This is a genomic window from Canibacter oris (assembly GCF_014197205.1).
Classification (GTDB): domain Bacteria; phylum Actinomycetota; class Actinomycetes; order Actinomycetales; family Microbacteriaceae; genus Canibacter; species Canibacter oris.
In genome coordinates this window covers 118,762-140,225 of sequence record NZ_JACIFD010000004.1, presented here as the reverse complement: position 1 = coordinate 140,225, position 21,464 = coordinate 118,762, and the positions used below count along the sequence as shown (strand labels likewise).

Genomic DNA, 21,464 nt, shown 5'->3' with positions numbered 1-21,464 from the left:
GAAGCTCGTGGTGGTGCCGGTCACCGCAGCTGGTATTTGGGAGCTCGACGCGCTACGGCAGCGACTGTCACCGCGCACCCGGGTTGTGGCTTTCACCCATCTGTCGAATGTCACCGGGTGGCTGAGCCCGGTGCAGGATGTGGTGCAGCTGGTGGCGCAGCTGACAGGCGGCAACGCCGTAACAGTTTTGGATGCCTGCCAGTCAGTGCCGCATCTGCCCTTTGACGTTGCTGCTTTGGGCGTAGACTTCGCGGTTTTCTCGGGCCATAAAATGTATGCCCCAAACGGCATAGGCGGCTTGCTTGGCAAAACCGAGCTGCTGCAGCTACTGCCTCCAGCGAAAACCGGTGGCAGCGCTATCACTAAGGTCACGGCTGAAGCCGCCGAGTTTTTGCCGCCGCCGCATCGTTTCGAGCCAGGCACCCAGCCGGTGAGCCAGGTCATTGGCCTCGGCGCCGCGGTTGACTTTATCTCGGCGATTGGGATGCCGCTGCTAGCTCAGCGGGAGCAGCAGCTCTCCGACTATCTCTATCAGCGGCTCGCAGAGCTGCCCGGGGTTAACTTGCTCGGGCCAGCAACCTCACGTGCCGGACTGGTGGCTTTTACCCTGACAGGGGTGCATCCGCACGATGCCAGCCAGGTGTTAGACACCAACGATGTTGTGGTACGGGTGGGCCACCACTGTGCGCAGCCACTACATCGCGCACTGGGGATTAATTCCAGCGTGCGCGCGAGCATCAGCGCTGCCACCACCACGGTAGAAATTGATATGCTCATTGCGGGTATTCGCGACGTACAGAAATATTTTGGAGTGCAATAATGCAGGGTCTTGACAGTCTTTACCAGGAGCTTATTCTGGATCACGCAAAACGGCCGCACGGCAAGGGTGAGCTGGCCACGAGCTCCGCTCGCACCGCTTCGCATCACGAGCTGAACCCCAGCTGCGGTGACGAAATCACCCTTGATATTGCGGTCGAGGGCGATAAAATCGTGGAGCTGAAGTGGCGCGGCGATGGCTGTTCGATCTCGATGGCTGCGGCCTCTGCGCTGGCGCTGCTGATTAACGAGGAGCAGCCAACCCTGCAGGAAGCAAACGCTAAAATCGCCGCTTTTAGGCAGATGCTGCATAGCCGCGGCGCGGGCACTGCTGATGAGGAGCTGCTCGGCGATGCTGTGGCTTTCCAGGGCGTCAGCAAGTTTGTGATGCGTATCAAATGCGCCATGCTGAGCTGGGTCGCGCTTGAGGCTGACATCAAACAGCTTAGCGACAACCCGCAGTAACCACGAGCGGCGAGACACCACCTGGGTGCCTCGCCGCTTTTAGTTTTGCGTGGTGGGTGGATCCACCCACCAAATTTTACTCTTGCAGTCCCGGATGTTTTTCGCGAGCCCAGGCAGCCGGCTTATTTGGGCCGTCCCAAACTTTGATAGCTGCCCACACTGCAGCCACGATCGGCACCGCCAAAACCGCGCCGAGGATCTTGGCAAGTACGGTACCGACTGTGAGTGCAAGCAGAATCACCAGTGGATGTAGCTTCAGGGCACGGCCCATCACAACAGGCTGCAGGAAGTTACCCTCCAACTGGTTCACGACCACCACGATGGCGATTACGATAATCGCGCTCCACATACCGTTAGACACCAGCGCCACCAGAGCAGCGAGGATTCCGGCAATTGTGGCACCGACCAGCGGCACGAACGACAGCACAAACACCAGCACCGCGAGCGGCAGCGCCAACGGCACCTGCAGGATAAACAACCCGATGCCGATGCCAACGGCGTCAACGGCGGCTACAATTGCCGTACCGCGAATGTAAGAGCCGAAGGTTTCAACAGTTGCCTTGCCAACGCGCATTGCGCGGTCATAGTGCTCGCCGTGGAACGGGCGGCACAAGAATTCCCAAATCTCTTTGCCGTCTTTCAGGAAGAAGAACAGGATCACCACCAGCAGCACGAAACCGGCGAAGAAGTTACCGACTGCGCCGCCAACCGCGCCGCCAACCGCAACCGCGTTGGAGCCGAATTTCGAGCTGGTCACAAACTCCATAGCTTGCTGTTGCCACTGTTCGAGCTGGACGCTGTCGATTGAATCCGCAAACGGCAGACCCTGCACAAATTCAATAATCTGGTTGAAACCGCTAGCCGCACTCTCTGCTAGCTTGTCCCACTGGTTAATTACCGCGTTCACAATCATCCAGCCGACACCGCCGAGCACCGCCACTGTGCCAAGCAACACAATCGCGGTTGCTCCCAGTGCCGGGACCCCTTTGCTGCGCAGCAGTTGCATCAGAGGATTAAAGGTTGCTGCCAAAATTACCGCGAGCAGCAGCGGAATCGCCACAGTGCTGACCTGCGCCAAGCCCCAAATGGCGAGCGCACCGATGCCAATCACAATCATGGTTTGCAGGGAGCGGGTCGCGAGCTTACCGATGGTGTCTGACCACAGGGTTTTTGGGGTCGCTACTGGCGTTTCAGGAGCTTGTTTGTGAGTTTTGCAACCAAACATTTTCTCTTCCAAATCTGTGACGGTGCATCGCGAGGATGCGTGGAGCTATAAGCTTACCGGAATGTCTTTAAATAACGCACCTGGGCGGCCTGGCTAGGCATGCCACAGCTGCCCGCTAGCGTGGCGCCGCTGCGCTGCGCAGCGTTCCGGTTTTGGTGGGCGCTGCGACGATATCCCGACGGCGGCGGATTCCGGCGAGCAGGCCGTGGCGTGGCGCGAACAGCCAGCACAGCCCAAAAATCAGGGTTGCCACCAGCACGATTGCGGCGCCGGAGGGAAGGTTAAACCCCCATGACAGGTACATCCCCACGACCGCCGCCAACACGCCCATGGCCGGGGCTACCAACATCATCGTCTCCAATCTTTCTGTGATCAACCGGGCGGTTGCTGCGGGGGTCAGGAGCAGCGCCAAAACCAAAATATTCCCCATGCTCTTAACCGCTACCACAACTGCGACAGCGACCGCGATGTAGAGCACTACATCGAGCAGTAGCACCCGCAGCCCGGCGGTGCGCGCCAGTTCCTTATCGAGCGCCACCAGCACAAAACCACGTTTGAACACCAGCACCACCGTGAGCAGCAACAGTGTGACGACGGCGGTGACCAGCACATCCGCCGCAGTGCTCGAACCAAAGGATCCGAACAGCACCTGTTGCAGTGCTCCCGCATAGCCGGGAGCGAAGGTAATAATCATAATGCCGGAGGCGAAGGCGGTAACTAGCAGAATACCAATGAGGGTGTCCGGTTTTACTCGGTTGCGTACCGTTAATAGCGCGATAATTGCGGCTGCAGCGACCCCGCTAGCAGCACCGCTTAGAAGCAGCGATCCCTGCAACACAAACGCTAGCGCCAGCCCCGGAAACACGGCGTGAGCGGTAGCGTCACCGATAAACGCCATCCCGCGTAGCACCACGAAAGTTCCTAGCACGCCGCACACCACTGCGCTCAGCAGTGCCAAAAGCAGGGCGTAACCCAAAAACCGCAGCTCCGGGTCGGTGAGGTCGGCGATAAAATCAATCGGGTTAGGCATGCTGCTCCTCCGCTGCAATGGTTGATTGTGGATCGCTGGCAGGGCGCACCCCCAGCGCAGTCAGCAGCGGATGCGTGGCGCCGACTTCAAAGGTACGCTGCCACGCGGTGCTGCTACGCAGCTGCTGCGGGGTGCCGCTGCCCTGCACAGTGCCACTCAACAGAATCAGCCGGTCACAGTGCGCCTGTGCCTCGATGAGATCGTGGGTCACCATCAACACGGTATGGCCCTCCGCGGTGAGCTGCTGCAGCAGTTGTTGCAGCGCGGCGGCGGTGGGCAGATCCAACCCCGTAAAAGGCTCATCCAGCAGCAGTAATTGCGGCTGCGCGGCGAGGGCACGGGCAATCAACACGCGCTGCCGCTGCCCGCCGGATAGTTCACCCACGGGGCGCTTCGCGAACTGCCCCATACCAGTGCGCAGCAGTGCGGTTTGGGCCGCCGCCAGCTGCGCGGCAGAGACGCTACGAAACATGGTTTTACCGGTTGTGAAAGCGGTCAGCACCACGTCAAACACTGTGATTGGAAAATCCCACGCGAAGTCGTGCCGCTGCGGCACATAACCAAGGTTTTTGGTAGCGCACTGAATGCTTCCCGCGGTGATTTTTTGCACCCCGAGAATAGCCCGCAGCAGCGTGGTTTTACCGGCTCCGTTAGGGCCAATCAGCGCCGCCAGTTCGCCTTTGGCAACGGTGAAGCTGACATCGCTGAGCACCTCTCGCCCGCTCAGGTTAACGCTGAGATTCGAGACTTTAAGCACGGCTAGTTGGCTCCGGTTTCCCGTCCCGCTGCGGCGCTGGCTGATTCAGCTGCCGCAGCCTGCTGCACTGTGGCCTCTAGCACCGCCTGCCGCTGCCGCCGTTTTGTTCCCAGCAGCACCACCAAACCCACGGCCAAGGCCATGGCCAGCACCCCACACACTGCCAGCAGCGCCACCGGCAGCTGCGGCGGGAGTTCCGCTGCGGCTGGTGCTTCCATGGTTGTCTTACCGGCGGAGTCGGCTACATCTCCGGCGGCCGCTGCGGTGGTGCCGGTTACGCCAGCAGCACCGAAGGCGCTCTGCGGTGCGGTGGCGCTGCCCACCGCAAATTGCAGCACCGCGCTGGCGCTGATTTCACTACCATCCGGTTGTGCGGCTACAAACTCAAACTGCACACCATATACTCCAGGAGCGGTGAAAACCCAGTTGGCGTGTGCATGAGTGTTGTAATCAACCCAGATTTCCTGCGGTGCAGCCGCGCTGTTAAAAAGCTCTTTCGGCTTGCCGAAGTTACCCTCTTGCACATACACCAGCATATTGCCGGGGCCCGTCACACCCTGCAGTCGCATCGTTGTACCGCCGGTCACCGTGGCAAGCAGCTCCGGGTGCTGAGTATTCCAACCTGGCCACACAATGTCTTGCTGCTGGGTTTGCGGCAGCACCCACAGCTCACTGCCAGGGTTGACACCCAAAAACCCGTAGTCTGGGTCATCTGGTGCAGCTACTTTAGCGGTGTCTGTGACCGCCAACACAACTTCTTGTGGATCACGCCACACGGCTGGATGCTGACTGTCATCGCGCACCATCACCTGCATTTTCCCGTCTCGCAGCACCGGCCCAAAATCGATGTGTCCGGCGCTAATTACGGTTTCGCCGCTGCCGTACTCAACCTCTTCCGCTTTGAAGGTCGCATGCGCTGGAGCCACCGCGGCAAACACGCCGCCGACTGCAACTAGCAGTGCCATCACTCGCGCGCCTAGTCGTTCTTTATTGTTGTTGGTCATAGTTTTCCTTCTGCAGACAGGTTGTGACGGTTTCAGAGTTGTGTTCTAGGAGTTCGATGTAGCTGGTTACAACGTCGTCTAGCACTTGGTCGTAAAGCACGCAGGTGGGCACCCCGGCGGTTGTCGCAACGGCGCGCAGCAGGTCACTGTCTGCGGTCGGTTGCGGATCCACAAAAACTGCCGGAATATTGCCAGTTTTAATTGCCTGCAGCAGTTTTTTTCGATCGGCTAGTGTGGCTTCTACTGCTGGATTGCGCCGTACCGTTGCCGCGATTTCATAGTCGTATGCGGAGGCAAAATAGCTTTGGTTGTTGGTTGCGGTGATTAGCTGTTTGGTGCCGCGGCTGTCACGATGCTGAGCTGTTTGCCGGGCTGCAATTGCACTGAGCTGCTGTTTATAGGCGGCGGCGTTACTACGCAGGGTGACGCTGTGCTGCGGCATCATTCTGGTTAAATGCTCGGTTATGGCGTCCACATAACTGTTAGCATTGTGCGGATCAGCCAGCAGGTGCGGATCTATTTCACCGTGCAGGCTGCGGCCGAGCACCGCCTGCGGCAGCTGATAAATCAGCTCTCCTGTGTCGCCGAGGAAACCATAGTTCCCGGCAGGAATCGCTTGCAGTGCACGGCTGGGAACACCAATTACAACTTCGCGCAGACTGAGTTGCAAATCGTGGCTGTGAGCGTGCGAGCTGCCGTGCACGCCGGCCTCGTGTGAAATTTCGCCAACCAGTTGCAGGCTGCCACTGCTTGCGTCGTAAGCAATGTCTGCGTGCCCGGAGTCGATTACTGTCCGGTCGCGGAGTGTCGGGTCGGTGACTGGATCCACTCCCACCGCAAATACCACCTCGGCCGTGGCGGCGGCCGCGCCCTCTTCACTGCTCTGGGCAACCAGCTGCATCCGGTAAATACCAGGAGCGGTGAATGCCCAGCTCAGGTGGGTATGCGCGTTGGCAGGTAACTCTGCGGTTCCGAAGTCTTCGGCGACGGCTTCGCTGGCGGCCCACAGTACTTTTGGCTGCCCGAAGCTGCTAACGATGTACGCTGCAAGTTTCCCTGGACCGCTGATTTTTGTCGCCACAAATTTTGTACTTGCTTGTGGATCGGAGCTGCCACTTGCTTGCAAACCGAGCCACACCGTGTTGAGTGAGTTGTCGGTAATCAACGGAATCAGTTTGGCGTTGTGTTTCACGGCTTCGCTCGCCAATTCCACAGCGTTGTTACCGTGCGCTGTATATGCGGCGACCAGGCGCGGATCTTCATACTGTTGATAGTTATAGAAAGCGACATCTGCGGTTGCAATGTGTTTGAGGTCTTGTGGCAGCGGCGCATAATGCTGTGGATCGGCGCCGCGTGGCACGGTTGCATGCACTGTTGCAGTGTCTGCCACGATGTGCTCTACGATGTCTGCCAGAACCTGGGTGCTGGCGGCTATCTGCGGTTTTGCTGCCACGGTGGCAACAGGTGTTGTACCCGGCTGCAGTGTCCTTGCCGGTGCCGTGCTTGGCGAGGCGGCGCAGGAGACGCAGCTAACTGCCAGCAGTACCGTGATGCCGATTTGCCGCAGTTTGCGCACTCGAACTCCTTAATGAAAACTTTTATCAGTAATAGACTATTGATAACGCTCCTCATTTGCAAATTGGCGACCGAGTTTTTCCTTTAACATTGTTCCGTGGGGATTTATCGCGAACTTAGCAATTCAAAAGGTGTCTTTCGACTGCTCGGGGCACAACTTTTGGCGCGCTTCCCCGCGGGCATGCTATCTCTTGTGCTGCTGTTACACATGGAGCACATCTTCCACAACTACACTTCCGGCGGCATCATGCTCGCCACACTGTGCATCGGCCAGGCCGCTGCCGGCCCGGTGACAACCCGTTGGATGGGTAAATGGGGCATGCGCCCGGTACTCACAATAACCACAATCATCTGCGTCATCTGTCTGCTGCTAGTCGCATACGCACCTTTTAATCTGCTGGGCTACACAGTCGTCGCTGTGCTCTTGGGCTTCACAATTCCGCCTATCGCTCCCGCAGTACGCACCATCTTCCCCAAGCTGGTGCCCGGTAAATTGCTTAACGGACTATACTCTCTTGACGCCTCAGTGCAGGAGATTATCTGGGCCATCGGCCCAGTTATCGCGGTTTTCGTAGCGATATCCTTCTCCCCCAGCATCGCGCTCACAGTGGCCGCTGCCCTCATGGTACTCGGCGGCATCTGGTTCATCAGCAGCCCTGAACTCGGGCAGGTAAAACTCCCTCCTGCACGCCGTAAAATCGGCGCGGTCTTCACCCGCAGATCCGTCGGTCTGGCAGTAGCGCTCGGTTTCCTATACCTCATCGCTTTCGCTGCTTTCGAGGCTGGCGTTGTCTCAATTTTCGGACACGAGAGTTTTGATGGTGGCTTTATCCTCGGCATCAATGCCTTTGGATCTTTCGTTGGCGGTATGCTCGTCGGGCACCGCGCCCTGAATCGTTGGGCACTCCCAACCCGCATGTTGGTAGTTTTTGTTGGCTTCCTACTGTGCCTAATCAGCCTCGAAACCTGGTGGCTCACTGCCATTGCTTTTATTGGCGGGCTGGGCGCCGCACCAACTTTTGCGGGGCTCTCCTCACTCATCAGCTCCACCGTCAAGTTTTCCGAAACCGCTGAGGCATTCGGCTGGTCTAACACCGGGCAACTCATCGGCGCTGCAATCGGCAGTGCACTGGCGGGCATCAGCATCGATGCCATCGGTGCCCGTGGCGCTTTCGTAGTGGCCGGCGTAGCAATGGGCTGCGCGATTCTCACTGCCCTCATTTGGCGCAATATTGTGCCAGATTTACGCGGCAAAGATGCCAGCCCGATACCCGACACAGAAAAAATTCCGGTAACGCCGCAGGTAGGCATCGGATAACGAGCCACTAGATATACGGAAAGCCAACCGGTGCAGCTATGCAACAGCAGCACAAGCATCGCTGCTTTCCTGCTAGAAAATACCCTGAAACCTGGGAAGACAGTCAGAAATTCGGTATTTTGGAATGTTTGATTGTGCCCACTCCCAGAAATGTGCAAAACTAGAAGCGTCCAGTAAACACCGACGTTCACTGAAGGAGTGATCTGAATGGGCAAATACGCCGTAACTAACCCAGCAACTGGCGAAGAGGTAGCAGCTTACGATAGCGCAACCGATGCGCAGATTGAAGAGGCTCTGGCCAGCGCAACAAAAGCTTACAAAGAGTGGGCACGCAAGACTACCGTAGCTGAGCGCGCAGCTATGCTGCAGAAGCTCGCCGACCTGCACATGGAGCGCATTGACGAGCTGGCAGCTATTTTCCACCGCGAAATGGGCAAGCCGCTGGAACAGTGCAAGCTCGAGGTTGAGTTCTCAGCTGGCATCATCGCTTCTTTTGCGCAGAACGCCGAAGAGTGGCTGAAAGACGATGTGCTGCAGGTTGAAGACGGCCTCAAGACAGTGGTTAAGCGTCAGGGCTTGGGTGTAATCCTCGGCATCATGCCTTGGAACTACCCGTTCTACCAGGTAGCACGCTTCGCAGCCCCAGTGCTCGCAGTTGGCAACACCGTAGTGTTGAAGCACGCTGAAATTTGCCCTGAGACTGCACTTGCACTGGACGGTCTGTTCAAAGAAGCTGGCTTCCCAGAGGGCGCTTACGTAAACGTCTTCGCTAGCCACGATCAAATTTCTACCATGATTGCTGACGATCGCATTGCAGCTGTGAGCCTCACCGGGTCAGAGCGCGCTGGTGCAATCGTTGCTGAGCAGGCCGGCCGCGCCCTCAAGAAGTGCGTACTCGAGCTCGGCGGCTCAGATGTATTCCTGGTGCTCGATGTTGCTAACCTTGACGCGGCTGTAGAATATGCAGTTGGTGGCCGCATGGAAAACACCGGCCAGGCATGCAACGGTTCAAAGCGTATTGTTGTGATGGATAAATACTTCGACGAGTTCAAAGAGAAGTTCGTTGCAGCAATCGCCGCGCAGAATGCAGAAAACGGTGACTACGGCCCGTTGTCAAGCGCGAAAGCAACCGAAATGCTGACCTCACAAGTTGGCACCGCGCTGGAGCAGGGTGCTGAGCTGCTGACCGGTGACAACGAGCCAAACGGCAACTGGTATACTCCAAGCGTCATCGCAGGTGTCACCCCAGAAATGGATGTTTATCGCCAAGAGCTGTTTGGCCCAGTAGCGCAGCTTTACAAAGTATCAAGCGACGAAGAAGCTATTGAGCTGGCAAACAGCTCACCTTACGGCTTGGGCTCAGTTGTTATGTGTGATGATCTAGAGCGCGCAGAGCGAGTTGGCGACCAGCTCGATGTCGGCATGGTATTCATCAACGCTTCTGGCCTTGAGGGTGTTGACGTACCATTCGGTGGCGTAAAGAAGTCAGGTTACGGGCGCGAGATCGGCAAGTACGGCATCGACGAGTTCGCTAACAAGAAGCTCTTCCGCTACGCAGCGTAAGCTACTTAGCTGCTAAGCAAACCGAGCAGGGTGTGGTTCCTTCGGGGCCACACCCTGCTCGGTTTCTCACTGCAACCCGACCACAGTCGCAAAACACAGCCGCGGGCATGCAGCTGCGAATATACAGCCTGCTAAAACAGCGTCTCCGGCGCTAACTCCCAATTCACCGGGGCAGCGCCCTGCGCAGCGAGCAGCGTGTTCACCCGGCTAAACGGCCGCGATCCAAAGAACCCCCGGTATGCTGACAGCGGTGACGGATGCACCCCGCACACCAGCGGCACCCCGGGCAGCTCCGCCGCAAACTGTTTCGCGTGATTTCCCCACAGCACCGCCACCAGCGGCTGCCCCGCCGCGTGCTGTGCCGCAAGATACTGCAGCACCGCACACACCACCGGCTGCCACCCGAGTTCCGCGTGCGATCCTGCCTGCCCTGCACCCGCGCGCACCGTGAGCGCGGTGTTCAGCAGCAACACTCCCTGATCTGCCCAGGCGCTAAGATCCCCGCTCGCCGCAGGAGCAACGCCCACATCGGCGGCAAGCTCCTTGTAAATATTTTGCAGCGAGCCGGGTAGTTTCGTGATGGCGCGATCCACACTAAAAGCCAAGCCTGTGGGATGGCCAGGAGTGGGATAGGGGTCCTGCCCCAGCAATATTACTCGAACCAGCGCAGGGTCCACTCTCAGGGCACGAAACACCTGTCCAGGGGGAGGCAACACCAGCGCCTGCGTCCGCTCACGTGCCACCGCCGCAAGCACCTGTTCCAGCTCTGCAGCACAGTTCGTGAAAGCTGGCAACCAGCTCGGATGCACGCCAGCTTGCAATAGTTCATCTTCCCACGTCACACCTAATATTTTAAAATAGTTGGTGCCCAGCAATACCGCAGGGCTGCTATCGCAGCAACAGAAAAATTAGAAAACTCTCAGGCTTCTACCATTTTTTCGCAGTTAAATGAGTTAGAATATATGCAAATGCATATTTTACGTAAAGCGTAATAACCCAAGGAGAAACATGGAATTCGGAGTTTTCGGAGTCAGCGACGTCACTCGCGACCCCACCACCGGCTACACCCCAAGCGAAGCAGAGCGCATTAAAGCTTCAATCGCAATCGCTAAAAAAACTGAAGAGGTAGGCATGGACGTGTTCGCAATCGGCGAGCACCACAATCCACCATTCTTCTCATCCAGCCCAACCACCTTACTGGCTTACATTGCGGCACAAACTAAAACTCTCAAACTGAGCACTTCTACTACCCTAATCACAACCAACGATCCAGTGCGGATCGCCGAAGAATATGCGATGCTGCAGCACGTCTCAGACGGCCGAATGGATCTGATGCTCGGCCGCGGCAACACTGCGCCTGTCTACCCATGGTTCGGCAAAGACATCCGCTCAAGTTTGCCACTCGCACTGGAGAACTACAACCTACTGCACCGACTGTGGCGCGAAGATGTCGTTAACTTTAATGGCAACTTCCGCACCCCGCTGCAGGGATTCACAAGCACCCCGCGCCCACTGGATGATGTTCCGCCTTTCGTGTGGCACGGCTCTATCCGCACCCCAGAAATCGCTGAGCAAGCCGCCTACTACGGCGACGGCTTCTTTGCAAATCATATTTTCTGGCCATCAGAGCACTCTAAGCAGTTGATTGATTTCTACCGCCAGCGTTACGAATATCACGGACACGGCAAAGCTTCACAGGCAATTGTCGGCCTCGGCGGACAAACTTTCATTGCTCACAAATCTCAGGATGCCTACGCACAGTTCCGTCCGTACTTCGATAACGCCCCGGTATACGGCCACGGCCCAACCCTTGAACAATTCTCAAGTCAGACCCCACTCTCCGTTGGCAGCCCACAAGAGATTATCGACAAAACACTCACCTTCCGGGAGACCTTCGGTGATTACCAGCGTCAGATGTTCTTAATCGACCATGCTGGTCTACCATTGGAAACTGTACTAGAGCAAATTGAATTACTGGGTGAATACGTAATTCCGGTTCTGCGCAAAGAGCTCGCGGCCAAGCGCGATCCTGAAGTACCGGCGACAGCCCCAACTCACGCCCAGCTCATTAAAGCTAAATATGGCGATGAACCTCCACGACAGCCACGCCCTCGCGCCAACCGCGGCGACAACGTTACCGGTGGCTCACCATACCTTGATACCTCTTCAAAATAAGAGCACTTCAAGGTAAAATCTAAGCGGCGGCGGCACTCGGTGCCGCCGCCGCAACACCAGGAGTCACGGAATCATGGACAGCATAAATTCTTCACCAGAACAAACAACATCTGCCGCAACAAGGTATGACATCAGGCTTGCGAGCAATACCTGGGAAGCCATTATGCAGGCATACTCGAATATGCTAAAAAACTTTAACGCAGATGGTGTATTCACAGATCTGAGCATGCGTGAATACGACGTGCTATATACGCTAGCTAAATCTGGCACACTACCACAGCGCATCTGTGATATTCAAAACCGTGTGTTATTGAGCCAACCAGCACTTTCTAGATTGATTGACCGTTTAGTGAGCCGAGGTTTAATTTCCCGCACACAAGACGCAAAAGACAGACGTGCTTCGCTCATCAGTTTAACTCCTGCTGGAGCAGAATTACAGCATAAAGTTGGCGCGGCTCATGCTAAAAGCATTGCCCGCATCTTGGGCGCTGAACTTACTGCAAACGAAATGGAAAAGTTGCTTTCGCTAGCTAAAAAACTCGCTAATTAATAATCAGAATTTAGAACAGAAAATGGAAAACACTAAAAAAATCGTTATCGTGTCTGCTGGCCTTAGCGTGCCATCAAACACCTCCCTGCTAGCTGAACGCACAGCAGCAAAAGTAGCAGAAATGGCAACGGCTCAAAACATTCAGACCACCGTTAAAAGCGTTGAACTGCGAGAACATGCCAAAGCAATCATGGATGCAATGGTTGCGCAGTTCATCTCGCCTGAGCTCCAAGAAGTAATCGATGCTGTACAAGCAGCCGATGCGCTGATAGTGGCAACCCCTGTCTACAAAGCCGGCCCAAGCGGCTTATTCACTTCATTCTTCCAGGTGCTAGACAACGATATGCTAATTGGAACCCCAGTAATTCTTACCGGCTCTGCAGGCAGCGCACGACACGCCCTAGTTGTTGATGAGCAGCTTCGCGGAATTTTCGCGTACCTACGGGCCATCACCGCCCCAACAGCACTCTTTGCAGCGCCTGAAGACTGGGGGCCAGGACTGGAAAAACGCATCGAAAGAGCGGCAACCGAATTAACCGCGCTCGTCACCACAGGATTCCGCGAAGCCGTGCGGGGACAGAGCTGGGGCACCTATCAGCACAGCTTCAGTAACTCATCGGCTCCAGAGATTGATTTCAATTCGGACCTCATGAAGCTAGCAACTGGCGGAAACTAATTTCCTAGATAAAACACCACACAGTGCCGCTAAGCTGCATTCCGTGAGCCGCAGTTGACATCAACATCAACTGCGGCTCACTTGTAACGTTGTCGAATAGTCGCGTCCCGCACTTCCCCGATAAGCTCTTCAATAATATCTTCCAAGAACACTACACCTAAGAGTTTGCCGTCGGTATCGTGCACTCGTGCTAAGTGTGTCCCTTGCCGCTGCAGCAAAGCCAGCACATCTTCCAAATCGGTTTGCGCAGTAACAGTTGGCATCGCGTGTAGGCGCTTGTGCGATAACGGCTCCTGCACACGCTGTTCACTGAGACGCAGCAAGTCTTTGATGTGCACATAACCCGCAAGCTGGCCGGATGAATCAGCTAGCACATAGCGGCTAAAGCCATGTCGCTGCACCGCAGCTTCGACATCAAGCGCAGTGGCATCAATATTAAGCGTCACTAGCTCACTGTGCGGCACCACTAAGTCAGCCGCCCGCTTGTTGGTAAATTCAAAAGCCGCCGCCAGCGCACCGGCTTTGTCCTCCAGCACTCCCTCCCTAGTGGAGTTTGCAACAATGTTCTCCACCTCTTCGAGGGTGAAAGTGCTGTTAGACTCTGATTTCGGTTCCACTTTAAACAGTCGCAGCACTGCGTTGGCGACAGCATTCATAGCACCGATAATCGGCCCCATAACCTTAGAAATAGCTACCAGCGGCGGTGCTAGCAAGAGCACAGCTCTATCCGGAATGGAAAAAGCGGCGTTCTTCGGCATCATTTCGCCGAAAACCACGTGCAGGTAGCTCACCAAAACCAGGGTAATCACAAAACCCAGCACGTTCACTGTTGCACTGTTCAGCCCAGTGAAATGCAGCGGGCCTTCCAACAGATGATGAATTGCAGGCTCGGACACGTTCAAAATCAACAGCGAGCAGACGGTGATGCCGAGCTGACAGGTTGCGAGCATCAGAGTAGCGTTTTCCATCGCCCACAGAGCAGTCTTTGCAGCCTTAGAGCCGGCCAGCGCCCGTGGTTCAATTTGCGAGCGACGAGCGGAAATAACCGCGAACTCGGCGCCCACGAAGAATGCATTAACGGCCAGCAACACAACCAGCCACACGATTCCTAGCCAGTCACTCATGCGGCAGCTCCTTCCGTGCCGTGGCGGTTCTCACGCAGCTGCGGCAGCGTAATTGCACCGGTTGCAGTGTCACTGAGACCGGTCAACGATGGTGGCGCCTGATACCTGATACGCGCTATCCTGCGCCCCTCCATCCGCTCGACACGCAGCGTGGCCCCGTCTGGCATTTCCGCAATATCTCCGGGATTAGGGATCCGCCCCAGCAGCTCCAGCAAATACCCCGCAACAGTGTCATACTGGTCACTCTCGGGCACTTCAATACCAGCCTGCTCACGTAATTCATCGGGGCGCAACTCTCCAGGAATCAAAAGTTTTTCCGCGGTGCCGACAACACCCGCCTGAGCACGGTCATGCTCGTCAGCGACTTCCCCCACAATCTCCTCAACCAAATCTTCAAGCGTCACGAAGCCGGCTGTACCGCCGTATTCGTCAACCACAATCGCGCACTGGTAAACCGCGCCGCGCAGCTCCTCTAGTAGCGCATCCAGGTGCATAGTTTCCGGCACCCGGGTAATCTCCGCCGCAATCGCCGCAACCGGCACCTCCGCGCGTTTATCCCGCGGCAGTGCCACCGCCTGCTTCACATGCGCAACCCCAACCACATCATCGCGGTCGTCTTCGATCACTGGAAACCGGCTAAACCCGGTGGTGCTAGCCAAATGTAAAACCACTGCCACCGGATCCAATTTCTGCAGCGACTGCATTTTTAAGCGTGGCGTCATCACATCAACCGCGGTGAGCTCGGCAAACCGCAAAGTACGATCAAGCAAAGTCGCGGTATCCGCTTCTAAAACCCCGCTCGCCGCAGAGTGTTTCACAAGGCTTGAAAGCTCCTCCGCGCTGCGCGCCCCTGACAGTTCTTCTTTCGGCTCGATACCGATTAGTCGCAACATCCCATTCGCGCTGCCGTTCAGAACCGCCACAGCCGGCTTAAAAACCGTGGTGAAGGCAAGCTGCAGCGGCACCACAACTTTCGCGGTACGCTCAGGCAGGGAAATCGCAAAATTCTTCGGCACCAACTCGCCGACAATCATAGACAGCACAGTCGCGATCAAAACCGCCAATGGTGTCGTGATTACCTGCTGCCAGCTACTTGCCACCCCGAGGGCCTGCAATGGCTGTGCCAGCATTACAGACAGTGCTGGCTCCAGCGTATACCCAGCGAGCAGCGTGGTCAGCGTGATCCCCAACTGTGCGCTTGAGAGATGTGTGGAGGTGTGCTCTAGCGCTTTAATAACAGGCCCCAGTCCACGCGTCCCGGCCGCCTCGCGCCGCTCCAGTTCATGCCGATCAAGCGCCACCAGCGAAAACTCCGCCGCCACAAACACCCCGGTTCCGAGGGTCAGCAGCAGCCCGATTCCTAATAACAGCCACTCGTTCATTGCAGCGCAGCTCGCTTCACACACTTCTTCGCCTCACGCCCTGCGTAAGGCAAACAACTTCGACCGTCAGCATCCATAACTATTTAACTCTAGTGCTTTTTGCTGGATTTACTCCGAAGGCACAGCGCTTTACGGCCTGCAGCTCGCCGCTGCCATAGATTACAGCTAGAACCTCGCAGTGCGATGGGTGGATCAGCGGGCGAGGCGATCCACCACCCAAAAAATTATCGCGCTTTGCGCCGTGTCACCACAAAGCTCAGATAAGTAGCGTAGGCTAGTAGTTATCACATGCATTGGTGCGACTTCCGAGCATCGATGGGCAGCGAAGCAAAGAAAGTGAGACGACAGTGACGCAGGCAGCTGGGGCTGACGCAAATTTTGGTGCAAACGCTTGGTTAGTTGAAGAACTTTACAAGCAGTACCTGGTCGATAAAAACCAAGTTGATGCAGCCTGGTGGCCAGTGTTGGAGCAGGTGCACGCGTCCGGAGGCGTTGTCACCGCAGCAGCTCAGAGCACCACAGCAGCGCCGCGTACCACAAACAAGACCTCGGCGACATCTGAGGCAGCTGCACCGAGCACAGCTCCACAGGGGGCTACGAGCACAGACGGCAGTCAGGTAGCTGCCCGCACCACCAACATCGCACCACGCGAAACCCCGATCCCGGCCGATGCGCCACGGCCACTGCTGAACGAGCAACCAGCCGTAGCAGAAGACGTCGTTACCCCGCTTAAAGGCATCGCGCGCACTATTTCGAAAAACATGGATGCCAGTCTCAGCATCCCGACCGCAACCAGCGTACGCACGGTTCCTGCAAAGCTCATGATTGATAACCGCATCGTTATCAATAACCATCTCGGACGCACCCGCGGCGGTAAAGTTTCATTCACCCACCTCATCGGCTGGGCGCTGATTAAAGCGCTCAAAATGTTCCCGAGCCAGAACGTCGCCTACACCGAGGTAGACGGCAAACCAGCGGTTGTGGCTCCCGCGCACATCGGCCTCGGCATCGCAATCGACCTGCCAAAACCTGATGGCAGCCGACAACTGATGGTGCCCGCTATTAAACGCGCAGAAACCCTCGACTTCAACGAATACCTGGTTGCTTATGAGGATCTCGTGAAGCGTGCTCGCCAGGGCAAGCTGACCGCGACAGACTTCCAAGGCGCGACCCTGTCACTCACCAACCCAGGTGGTATCGGTACCGTACACTCTATTCCTCGCCTGATGAACGGACAGGGCTGCATTATCGGCGCTGGCGCGCTGGAGTACCCAGCACAGTACCAGGGCGCTTCCCCAGAGATGCTGGCGAAAATTGGTGTCTCAAAAACTATCACCCTCACCAGCACCTACGATCACCGTGTGATTCAAGGGGCTGGCAGCGGCGAGTTCTTAAAGATTGTTCACGAGCATCTGATTGGCAAGCACAACTTCTATGAAGAGATTTTCGCTGCGCTGCGGCTGCCGTACAAGCCGGTGCAGTGGGCCACCGATGTACACAGTGATTCCCTCGGTGCGATTGACAAAAATGCGCGAGTTTTGGAGCTGATTAACGCTTTCCGTGTGCGCGGGCATCTGATGGCCGACATTGATCCGCTGGAGTATCAGCAGCGCACCCATCCAGATCTCGAAATCGAATCTCACGACCTGACCTTCTGGGATCTCGACCGGGAGTTTATAACAGGTGGCATCAACGGCAAACACACCATGAAGCTGCGTGAAATCCTCGGTGTGCTGCGCGATTCCTACTGCCGCAAAATCGGCGTGGAATACATGCACATTCAAGACCCGGAGCAGCGCATGTGGCTGCGCGAACAGCTCGAGGTGAAATATGAAAAGCCGCACCATGATGTGCAGATGCGCATCCTCGAAAAGCTCAACGAGGCAGAAGCCTTTGAAACCTTCCTGCAGACCAAGTACGTTGGGCAAAAGCGTTTCAGCCTAGAGGGCGGCGAAAGCCTGATTCCGCTGCTTGATGCGATGCTGATTGAGGCCGCTGAAGACGGCGTTGACTCAGTTGACATCGGGATGGCGCACCGTGGCCGCCTCAGTGTGCTATCAAACATTGCCGGTAAGAGCTACCGTCAAATCTTCCGTGAATTTGAGGGATCCCAGGCTGCAGCCGGTGCCAGCGGCGACGTGAAATACCATTTGGGATCGTCGGGCGTATTTACCGCGCCTAACGGCACCCAGGTGCCAATTCACCTGGCGGCTAACCCCTCGCACCTGGAGGTTGTAAACGGCGTGCTTGAGGGCATTGTGCGCGCCAAGCAAGACCTGAAACCAATCGGCTCGTTCACCACACTGCCGGTTTTGGTGCACGGAGATGCTGCCTTCAGCGGCCAAGGCATCGTGTACGAAACTCTGCAGATGTCACAGTTGCGAGGCTACCGCACCGGCGGCACGATCCACATTGTTGTTAATAACCAGGTGGGCTTCACCACGCTGCCGCAGGATTCCCGCAGCTCAACCTACGCTACTGATGTCGGCAAGACAGTACAAACCCCGATTTTCCACGTTAATGGAGATGACCCAGAGTCCGTTGTACACGTAGCACAGCTGGCATACCGCTTCCGCCAGAAGTTCCACCGTGATGTCATCATCGACCTGGTGTGCTACCGTCGGCGCGGCCACAACGAGGGTGACGATCCGTCAATGACTCAGCCGCTGATGTATGACCTCATTGAAGCTAAGCGCTCAACCCGCAAACTATACACCCAGGCGTTGGTTGGTCGCGGCGATATTACCGAGGAAGAGTACGAGCAGGCGAAGGCTAACTTCCAGGCAAAACTGCAGCAGGCGTTCGAGGAGACTCACGCAGCGCAGACCGCCTCCACCGCGATGCAGCTGGAGCACACCGTAGCTGCAGCAACTGCTGAGCAAGAGCCAGTGGAAACAGCGGTCGATCAGAGCGTGGTAGAAATTATCGGTGACGCGCACGCTAACAAACCGGCCGGGTTTACCGTGCACACCAAGCTCGATGCGCTGTTAAAGAAACGCCAGGAGATGAGTCGCAACGGCGGTATCGACTGGGGCTTCGGTGAAATTCTGGCACTCGGCTCGCTGCTTTTGGAGGGTACTCCGGTGCGTTTCGCTGGGCAAGATGCCCGCCGCGGCACATTCGCACAGCGCCATGCGGTGTTCCACGACCGGGTTAACGGGCAGGAATGGCTGCCACTGTTGAACCTTTCAGAGAATCAGGCGCGATTCTGGATTTACGATTCCTTGCTATCAGAGTACGCTGCCCTCGCTTACGAGTATGGATACTCCCTGCAGCGGGAAGATGCGCTTGTTGTGTGGGAAGCGCAATTCGGTGATTTCGCTGACGGCGCGCAAACCGTGGTGGACGAATTCATCTCTTCCGCCGAGCAAAAGTGGGGCCAGAACTCCTCTGTTGTGATGCTGCTACCACACGGCTATGAGGGCCAGGGGCCTGACCACTCCTCCGCCCGCATCGAACGTTACCTGCAGCTGTGCGCTGAAAACAACATGATTGTGGCGCGGCCGTCAACTCCGGCCAACTACTTCCACCTGTTGCGGCGCCAAGCTTACGCTCGGCCGCGCAAGCCGCTGGTAGTGTTTAGTCCGAAATCGATGCTCCGCCTACGCGGCGCTACGAGCGAGGTTTCAGATTTCACCAAGGGCCAGTTCCGCCCAGTTATCGGCGATGCTGCGGCTGACGCAACCAAAACCAAACGCATCATCATCACCGCCGGCAAAGTTTACTACGATCTTGTGAACGCGCTCGAAAAGCGCGGCGAAGACCGCATCGCGGTGATTCGCCTAGAGCAGTTCTACCCGCTGCCAACCACCGAGCTGGCGCAGGCGCTGGAGCGTTTCGCGAACTCCCAGGCCGAGGTTGTGTGGGTGCAGGATGAGCCAGAAAACCAGGGCGCATGGCCGTTCCTGTCTGACCATCTGGGAGCCGAAATTAGCCAGCTGCGGCAGCTGCGAGTGGTGTCACGACCGGCTGCAGCATCACCGGCAACCGGCTCTGCCAAGGTGCACGCAATTGAACAGGACGAACTTATTAACCGCGCACTAGATTTGGGTTAGAAGCCCGTAAACCCGGTGTAGCGCTGAGCGGCAGCTCGGCGCTACACTAATATTTCAAAGCGGTGCTCAGGAAGGCAGCCCGCCCAGCACCACACTTGCCATACAGCAGCTGATAACCGCCACGCTGCACACCGTAAACAACAACCACCAAATTATTAAAGTTAGGAAGCATTATGAGCACATGGCGAATGCCAATTGAGGGCGTCGCACAGGAGCGCGTCTGGATGGCTTGGCCGGCGAGCGGCGGCTACCTCTTTGATGACGCCACCAGCGCAGCAGAAGCCTACGGTGCCTGGTCTAGCGTCGCTAATGCAATCAGCGAGTTTGAACCGGTTACCATGCTGGTGAACCCGGGAGACGAGAGCGTAGCTCGCAAGTATTTAGCTGGCTCCATAGAGCTTGTTGACGCGCCGCTTAACGACGCTTGGATGCGCGATATCGGTCCGAGCTTTGTGTTCAACGAAGCCGGAGAACTGGGCGCGGTGAACTACGTCTTCAACGGCTGGGGAGCACAAGACTGGGCACAGTGGGATAAGGATCAGCACATCGGGAAAATTATTGCCGAGCTCGCTGGCGCCACTCTGGTCAACTCCGACATGGTAAACGAAGGCGGTGGCATTCAGGTAGATGGCACCGGCCGCGTTATCATCACCGAAACAGTGCAGCTTGATCCCGGTCGCAACCCGGGGTGGACAAAACAGCAGGTGGAGGCCGAGCTGCTGCGCACCATTGGCACCCCGGACGTGCTGTGGCTGCCGCGCGGACTGACCCGTGACTCTGACGAGTTCGGCACCCGCGGGCACTCAGACATTCTGGCGGCCTTCGCGACCCCGGAGGTGCTGTTGATGCATGAACAGCAGGATCAGTCACACCCTGACTACATAATCAGTAAGAAAAACATTGAGATTGCGCACCAGTGGCTTGCTGACCGTGGCGATAAAACTGAAATTTTAACGCTGCCTGCTCCAGCCACACTGCGCGATGAAGAAGGTTTTGTTGACTATAGCTACATTAATCACCTGGTAATCAACGGTGCGGTTATCGCCTGCGGCTTTGGAGAAACCCAGGCTGATGACCGCGCACACGGTATTATGCGCGAGGTTTACCAGGGGCGTGAAATTGTGAACGTTGATGCCCGGGCTATTTTCGCACGGGGCGGCGGCATCCACTGCATCACCCAGCAGCAGCCGGCGCCCACCAGCTAGCCACAGCGACAAAAATGGGCGGTGGAAAAACTCCACCGCCCATTTACTTTTATAAAGATTTACCACATCACGGCAAGCGCCACGTTAACCGCGAGCAACGCAGCAATCGCACCGAAGTAACCAGTGGTGACTCGCTCCTTGTTACGGCCCATAATAACCAGCGCAAAGATAACCAGCAGCACAGCGGTCTTAACCGCAATCTTCAGGTTGTTTGGCTCGTTACCAACGGCGTAGGTCAAACCAACCAGCAACAGACCGGTCAGCAGCAGCGCCAGTGAGGTGTGCAGCATCCCCTTAGAGATTTTACCTGCGCCCTGTGCAGCTGGTTTAAACTGTGCAATAACGACACCCAGGAGAGCACCAAATGAGAGCAGGTGCAGAACAAGAACAATACTCTTAAAAATTTCCATAGCTCAATTGTATTGAGTTCTGCCGCACAATGATAGTTAGCGCCCCCTTATCTCGGCTACGCGACAAGCCGCGCAAGCTGGCTTAAGCACACTAATATATTTGTGGTAGCTACAGTTTATTCCCAGGGCGATTA

General features: G+C 56.6%; 18 protein-coding genes. 9 read left to right on the top strand and 9 right to left on the bottom strand.

What is annotated here, in order from left to right; translation table 11 throughout:
- Together F5897_RS02905 and sufU are read left to right on the top strand one after the other, a co-directional pair.
- Nucleotides 1-820: aminotransferase class V-fold PLP-dependent enzyme (locus F5897_RS02905; protein ID WP_183304400.1), on the top strand; the 820-nt coding region annotated here is incomplete at its 5' end.
- The gene (gene sufU / locus F5897_RS02900) at nucleotides 820-1,281 is read left to right on the top strand and encodes a Fe-S cluster assembly sulfur transfer protein SufU (RefSeq protein ID WP_124824427.1); all 462 of its coding nucleotides are present in this window, start codon (nucleotides 820-822) and stop codon (nucleotides 1,279-1,281) included. The genes F5897_RS02905 and sufU, both read left to right, overlap by 1 nt.
- 76 nt (nucleotides 1,282-1,357) lie before the next feature.
- Here the strand turns inward: sufU and F5897_RS02895 are convergent, their stop codons facing one another.
- From F5897_RS02895 to F5897_RS02875, 5 genes are all read right to left on the bottom strand, one after another.
- Nucleotides 1,358-2,506 carry an AI-2E family transporter gene (locus F5897_RS02895; protein WP_183304399.1) on the bottom strand — a complete coding sequence of 383 codons (1,149 nt, stop codon included), beginning with the start codon at nucleotides 2,504-2,506 and terminating at the stop codon, nucleotides 1,358-1,360.
- 115 nt (nucleotides 2,507-2,621) lie between these two features.
- Complete coding sequence (locus tag F5897_RS02890; RefSeq protein WP_183304398.1) at nucleotides 2,622-3,536, bottom strand: anchored repeat-type ABC transporter permease subunit; 915 nt, start codon at nucleotides 3,534-3,536, stop codon at nucleotides 2,622-2,624.
- A complete protein-coding gene (locus tag F5897_RS02885) occupies nucleotides 3,529-4,293 on the bottom strand; it encodes an anchored repeat-type ABC transporter ATP-binding subunit (RefSeq protein ID WP_343048766.1) in 765 nt (254 codons plus the stop codon). Before F5897_RS02885 ends, F5897_RS02890 begins: the two co-directional genes overlap by 8 nt.
- Nucleotides 4,294-4,295: 2 nt before the next feature.
- The gene (locus F5897_RS02880; RefSeq protein WP_183304397.1) at nucleotides 4,296-5,297 is read right to left on the bottom strand and encodes a TIGR03773 family transporter-associated surface protein; all 1,002 of its coding nucleotides are present in this window, start codon (nucleotides 5,295-5,297) and stop codon (nucleotides 4,296-4,298) included.
- Nucleotides 5,281-6,873 (bottom strand): anchored repeat ABC transporter, substrate-binding protein, encoded by a 1,593-nt coding sequence (locus F5897_RS02875; protein ID WP_183304396.1) that lies wholly within the window; start codon nucleotides 6,871-6,873, stop codon nucleotides 5,281-5,283. Before F5897_RS02875 ends, F5897_RS02880 begins: the two co-directional genes overlap by 17 nt.
- Before the next feature lie 96 nt (nucleotides 6,874-6,969).
- Between F5897_RS02875 and F5897_RS02870 the strand changes: the two genes are divergently transcribed.
- A complete protein-coding gene (locus tag F5897_RS02870; RefSeq protein WP_183304395.1) occupies nucleotides 6,970-8,190 on the top strand; it encodes an MFS transporter in 1,221 nt (406 codons plus the stop codon).
- A gap of 207 nt (nucleotides 8,191-8,397) precedes the next feature.
- Nucleotides 8,398-9,753: an NAD-dependent succinate-semialdehyde dehydrogenase gene (locus F5897_RS02865; RefSeq protein WP_124824434.1), complete on the top strand. Its 1,356-nt coding sequence runs from the start codon at nucleotides 8,398-8,400 to the stop codon at nucleotides 9,751-9,753.
- A 131-nt stretch (nucleotides 9,754-9,884) separates the two neighbouring features.
- Here F5897_RS02865 and F5897_RS02860 read toward each other — a convergent pair whose 3' ends face one another.
- Nucleotides 9,885-10,595: a uracil-DNA glycosylase gene (locus tag F5897_RS02860; RefSeq protein ID WP_343048765.1), complete on the bottom strand. Its 711-nt coding sequence runs from the start codon at nucleotides 10,593-10,595 to the stop codon at nucleotides 9,885-9,887.
- A 166-nt stretch (nucleotides 10,596-10,761) separates the two neighbouring features.
- Here F5897_RS02860 and F5897_RS02855 point away from each other — a divergent pair, with 166 nt between their 5' ends.
- The 3 genes from F5897_RS02855 (at nucleotide 10,762) to F5897_RS02845 (ending at nucleotide 13,154) form a co-directional block, all read left to right on the top strand.
- Nucleotides 10,762-11,928 carry a CE1758 family FMN-dependent luciferase-like monooxygenase gene (locus F5897_RS02855; protein WP_183304393.1) on the top strand — a complete coding sequence of 389 codons (1,167 nt, stop codon included), beginning with the start codon at nucleotides 10,762-10,764 and terminating at the stop codon, nucleotides 11,926-11,928.
- Nucleotides 11,929-12,001: 73 nt separating this feature from the next.
- Nucleotides 12,002-12,478 carry a MarR family winged helix-turn-helix transcriptional regulator gene (locus F5897_RS02850; protein ID WP_124824437.1) on the top strand — a complete coding sequence of 159 codons (477 nt, stop codon included), beginning with the start codon at nucleotides 12,002-12,004 and terminating at the stop codon, nucleotides 12,476-12,478.
- A 22-nt stretch (nucleotides 12,479-12,500) separates the two neighbouring features.
- The gene (locus F5897_RS02845) at nucleotides 12,501-13,154 is read left to right on the top strand and encodes a CE1759 family FMN reductase (RefSeq protein ID WP_124824438.1); all 654 of its coding nucleotides are present in this window, start codon (nucleotides 12,501-12,503) and stop codon (nucleotides 13,152-13,154) included.
- Nucleotides 13,155-13,231: 77 nt separating this feature from the next.
- Here the strand turns inward: F5897_RS02845 and F5897_RS02840 are convergent, their stop codons facing one another.
- Both F5897_RS02840 and F5897_RS02835 read right to left on the bottom strand, forming a co-directional pair.
- Nucleotides 13,232-14,278 (bottom strand): hemolysin family protein, encoded by a 1,047-nt coding sequence (locus F5897_RS02840; RefSeq protein ID WP_183304392.1) that lies wholly within the window; start codon nucleotides 14,276-14,278, stop codon nucleotides 13,232-13,234.
- A complete protein-coding gene (locus F5897_RS02835) occupies nucleotides 14,275-15,660 on the bottom strand; it encodes a hemolysin family protein (RefSeq protein WP_124824440.1) in 1,386 nt (461 codons plus the stop codon). The genes F5897_RS02840 and F5897_RS02835 overlap by 4 nt, the downstream gene beginning before the upstream one ends.
- A 347-nt stretch (nucleotides 15,661-16,007) precedes the next feature.
- Here F5897_RS02835 and F5897_RS02830 point away from each other — a divergent pair, with 347 nt between their 5' ends.
- Both F5897_RS02830 and F5897_RS02825 read left to right on the top strand, forming a co-directional pair.
- Nucleotides 16,008-19,715 (top strand): multifunctional oxoglutarate decarboxylase/oxoglutarate dehydrogenase thiamine pyrophosphate-binding subunit/dihydrolipoyllysine-residue succinyltransferase subunit, encoded by a 3,708-nt coding sequence (locus F5897_RS02830; RefSeq protein ID WP_124824441.1) that lies wholly within the window; start codon nucleotides 16,008-16,010, stop codon nucleotides 19,713-19,715.
- A 173-nt stretch (nucleotides 19,716-19,888) separates the two neighbouring features.
- Nucleotides 19,889-20,920 carry an agmatine deiminase family protein gene (locus F5897_RS02825; RefSeq protein ID WP_183304391.1) on the top strand — a complete coding sequence of 344 codons (1,032 nt, stop codon included), beginning with the start codon at nucleotides 19,889-19,891 and terminating at the stop codon, nucleotides 20,918-20,920.
- Between the two features lie 59 nt (nucleotides 20,921-20,979).
- On the opposite strand, the gene F5897_RS02820 is transcribed toward F5897_RS02825, so the two are convergent.
- The gene (locus F5897_RS02820) at nucleotides 20,980-21,330 is read right to left on the bottom strand and encodes a hypothetical protein (protein WP_124824443.1); all 351 of its coding nucleotides are present in this window, start codon (nucleotides 21,328-21,330) and stop codon (nucleotides 20,980-20,982) included.
- Nucleotides 21,331-21,464: the final 134 nt, after the last annotated feature.

Excerpts from the sequence above, each read along its gene's own strand:
- F5897_RS02880 (WP_183304397.1), bottom strand. The coding sequence starts at position 5,297 with ATGACCAACAACAATAAAGAACGACTAGGCGCGCGAGTGATGGCACTG.
- F5897_RS02850 (WP_124824437.1), top strand. The coding sequence starts at position 12,002 with ATGGACAGCATAAATTCTTCACCAGAACAAACAACATCTGCCGCAACA.
- F5897_RS02845 (WP_124824438.1), top strand. The coding sequence starts at position 12,501 with ATGGAAAACACTAAAAAAATCGTTATCGTGTCTGCTGGCCTTAGCGTG.
- F5897_RS02835 (WP_124824440.1), bottom strand. The coding sequence starts at position 15,660 with ATGAACGAGTGGCTGTTATTAGGAATCGGGCTGCTGCTGACCCTCGGA.
- F5897_RS02855 (WP_183304393.1), top strand. The coding sequence starts at position 10,762 with ATGGAATTCGGAGTTTTCGGAGTCAGCGACGTCACTCGCGACCCCACC.
- F5897_RS02865 (WP_124824434.1), top strand. The coding sequence starts at position 8,398 with ATGGGCAAATACGCCGTAACTAACCCAGCAACTGGCGAAGAGGTAGCA.
- F5897_RS02890 (WP_183304398.1), bottom strand. The coding sequence starts at position 3,536 with ATGCCTAACCCGATTGATTTTATCGCCGACCTCACCGACCCGGAGCTG.
- sufU (WP_124824427.1), top strand. The coding sequence starts at position 820 with ATGCAGGGTCTTGACAGTCTTTACCAGGAGCTTATTCTGGATCACGCA.
- F5897_RS02825 (WP_183304391.1), top strand. The coding sequence starts at position 19,889 with ATGAGCACATGGCGAATGCCAATTGAGGGCGTCGCACAGGAGCGCGTC.
- F5897_RS02820 (WP_124824443.1), bottom strand. The coding sequence starts at position 21,330 with ATGGAAATTTTTAAGAGTATTGTTCTTGTTCTGCACCTGCTCTCATTT.
- F5897_RS02895 (WP_183304399.1), bottom strand. The coding sequence starts at position 2,506 with ATGTTTGGTTGCAAAACTCACAAACAAGCTCCTGAAACGCCAGTAGCG.
- F5897_RS02840 (WP_183304392.1), bottom strand. The coding sequence starts at position 14,278 with ATGAGTGACTGGCTAGGAATCGTGTGGCTGGTTGTGTTGCTGGCCGTT.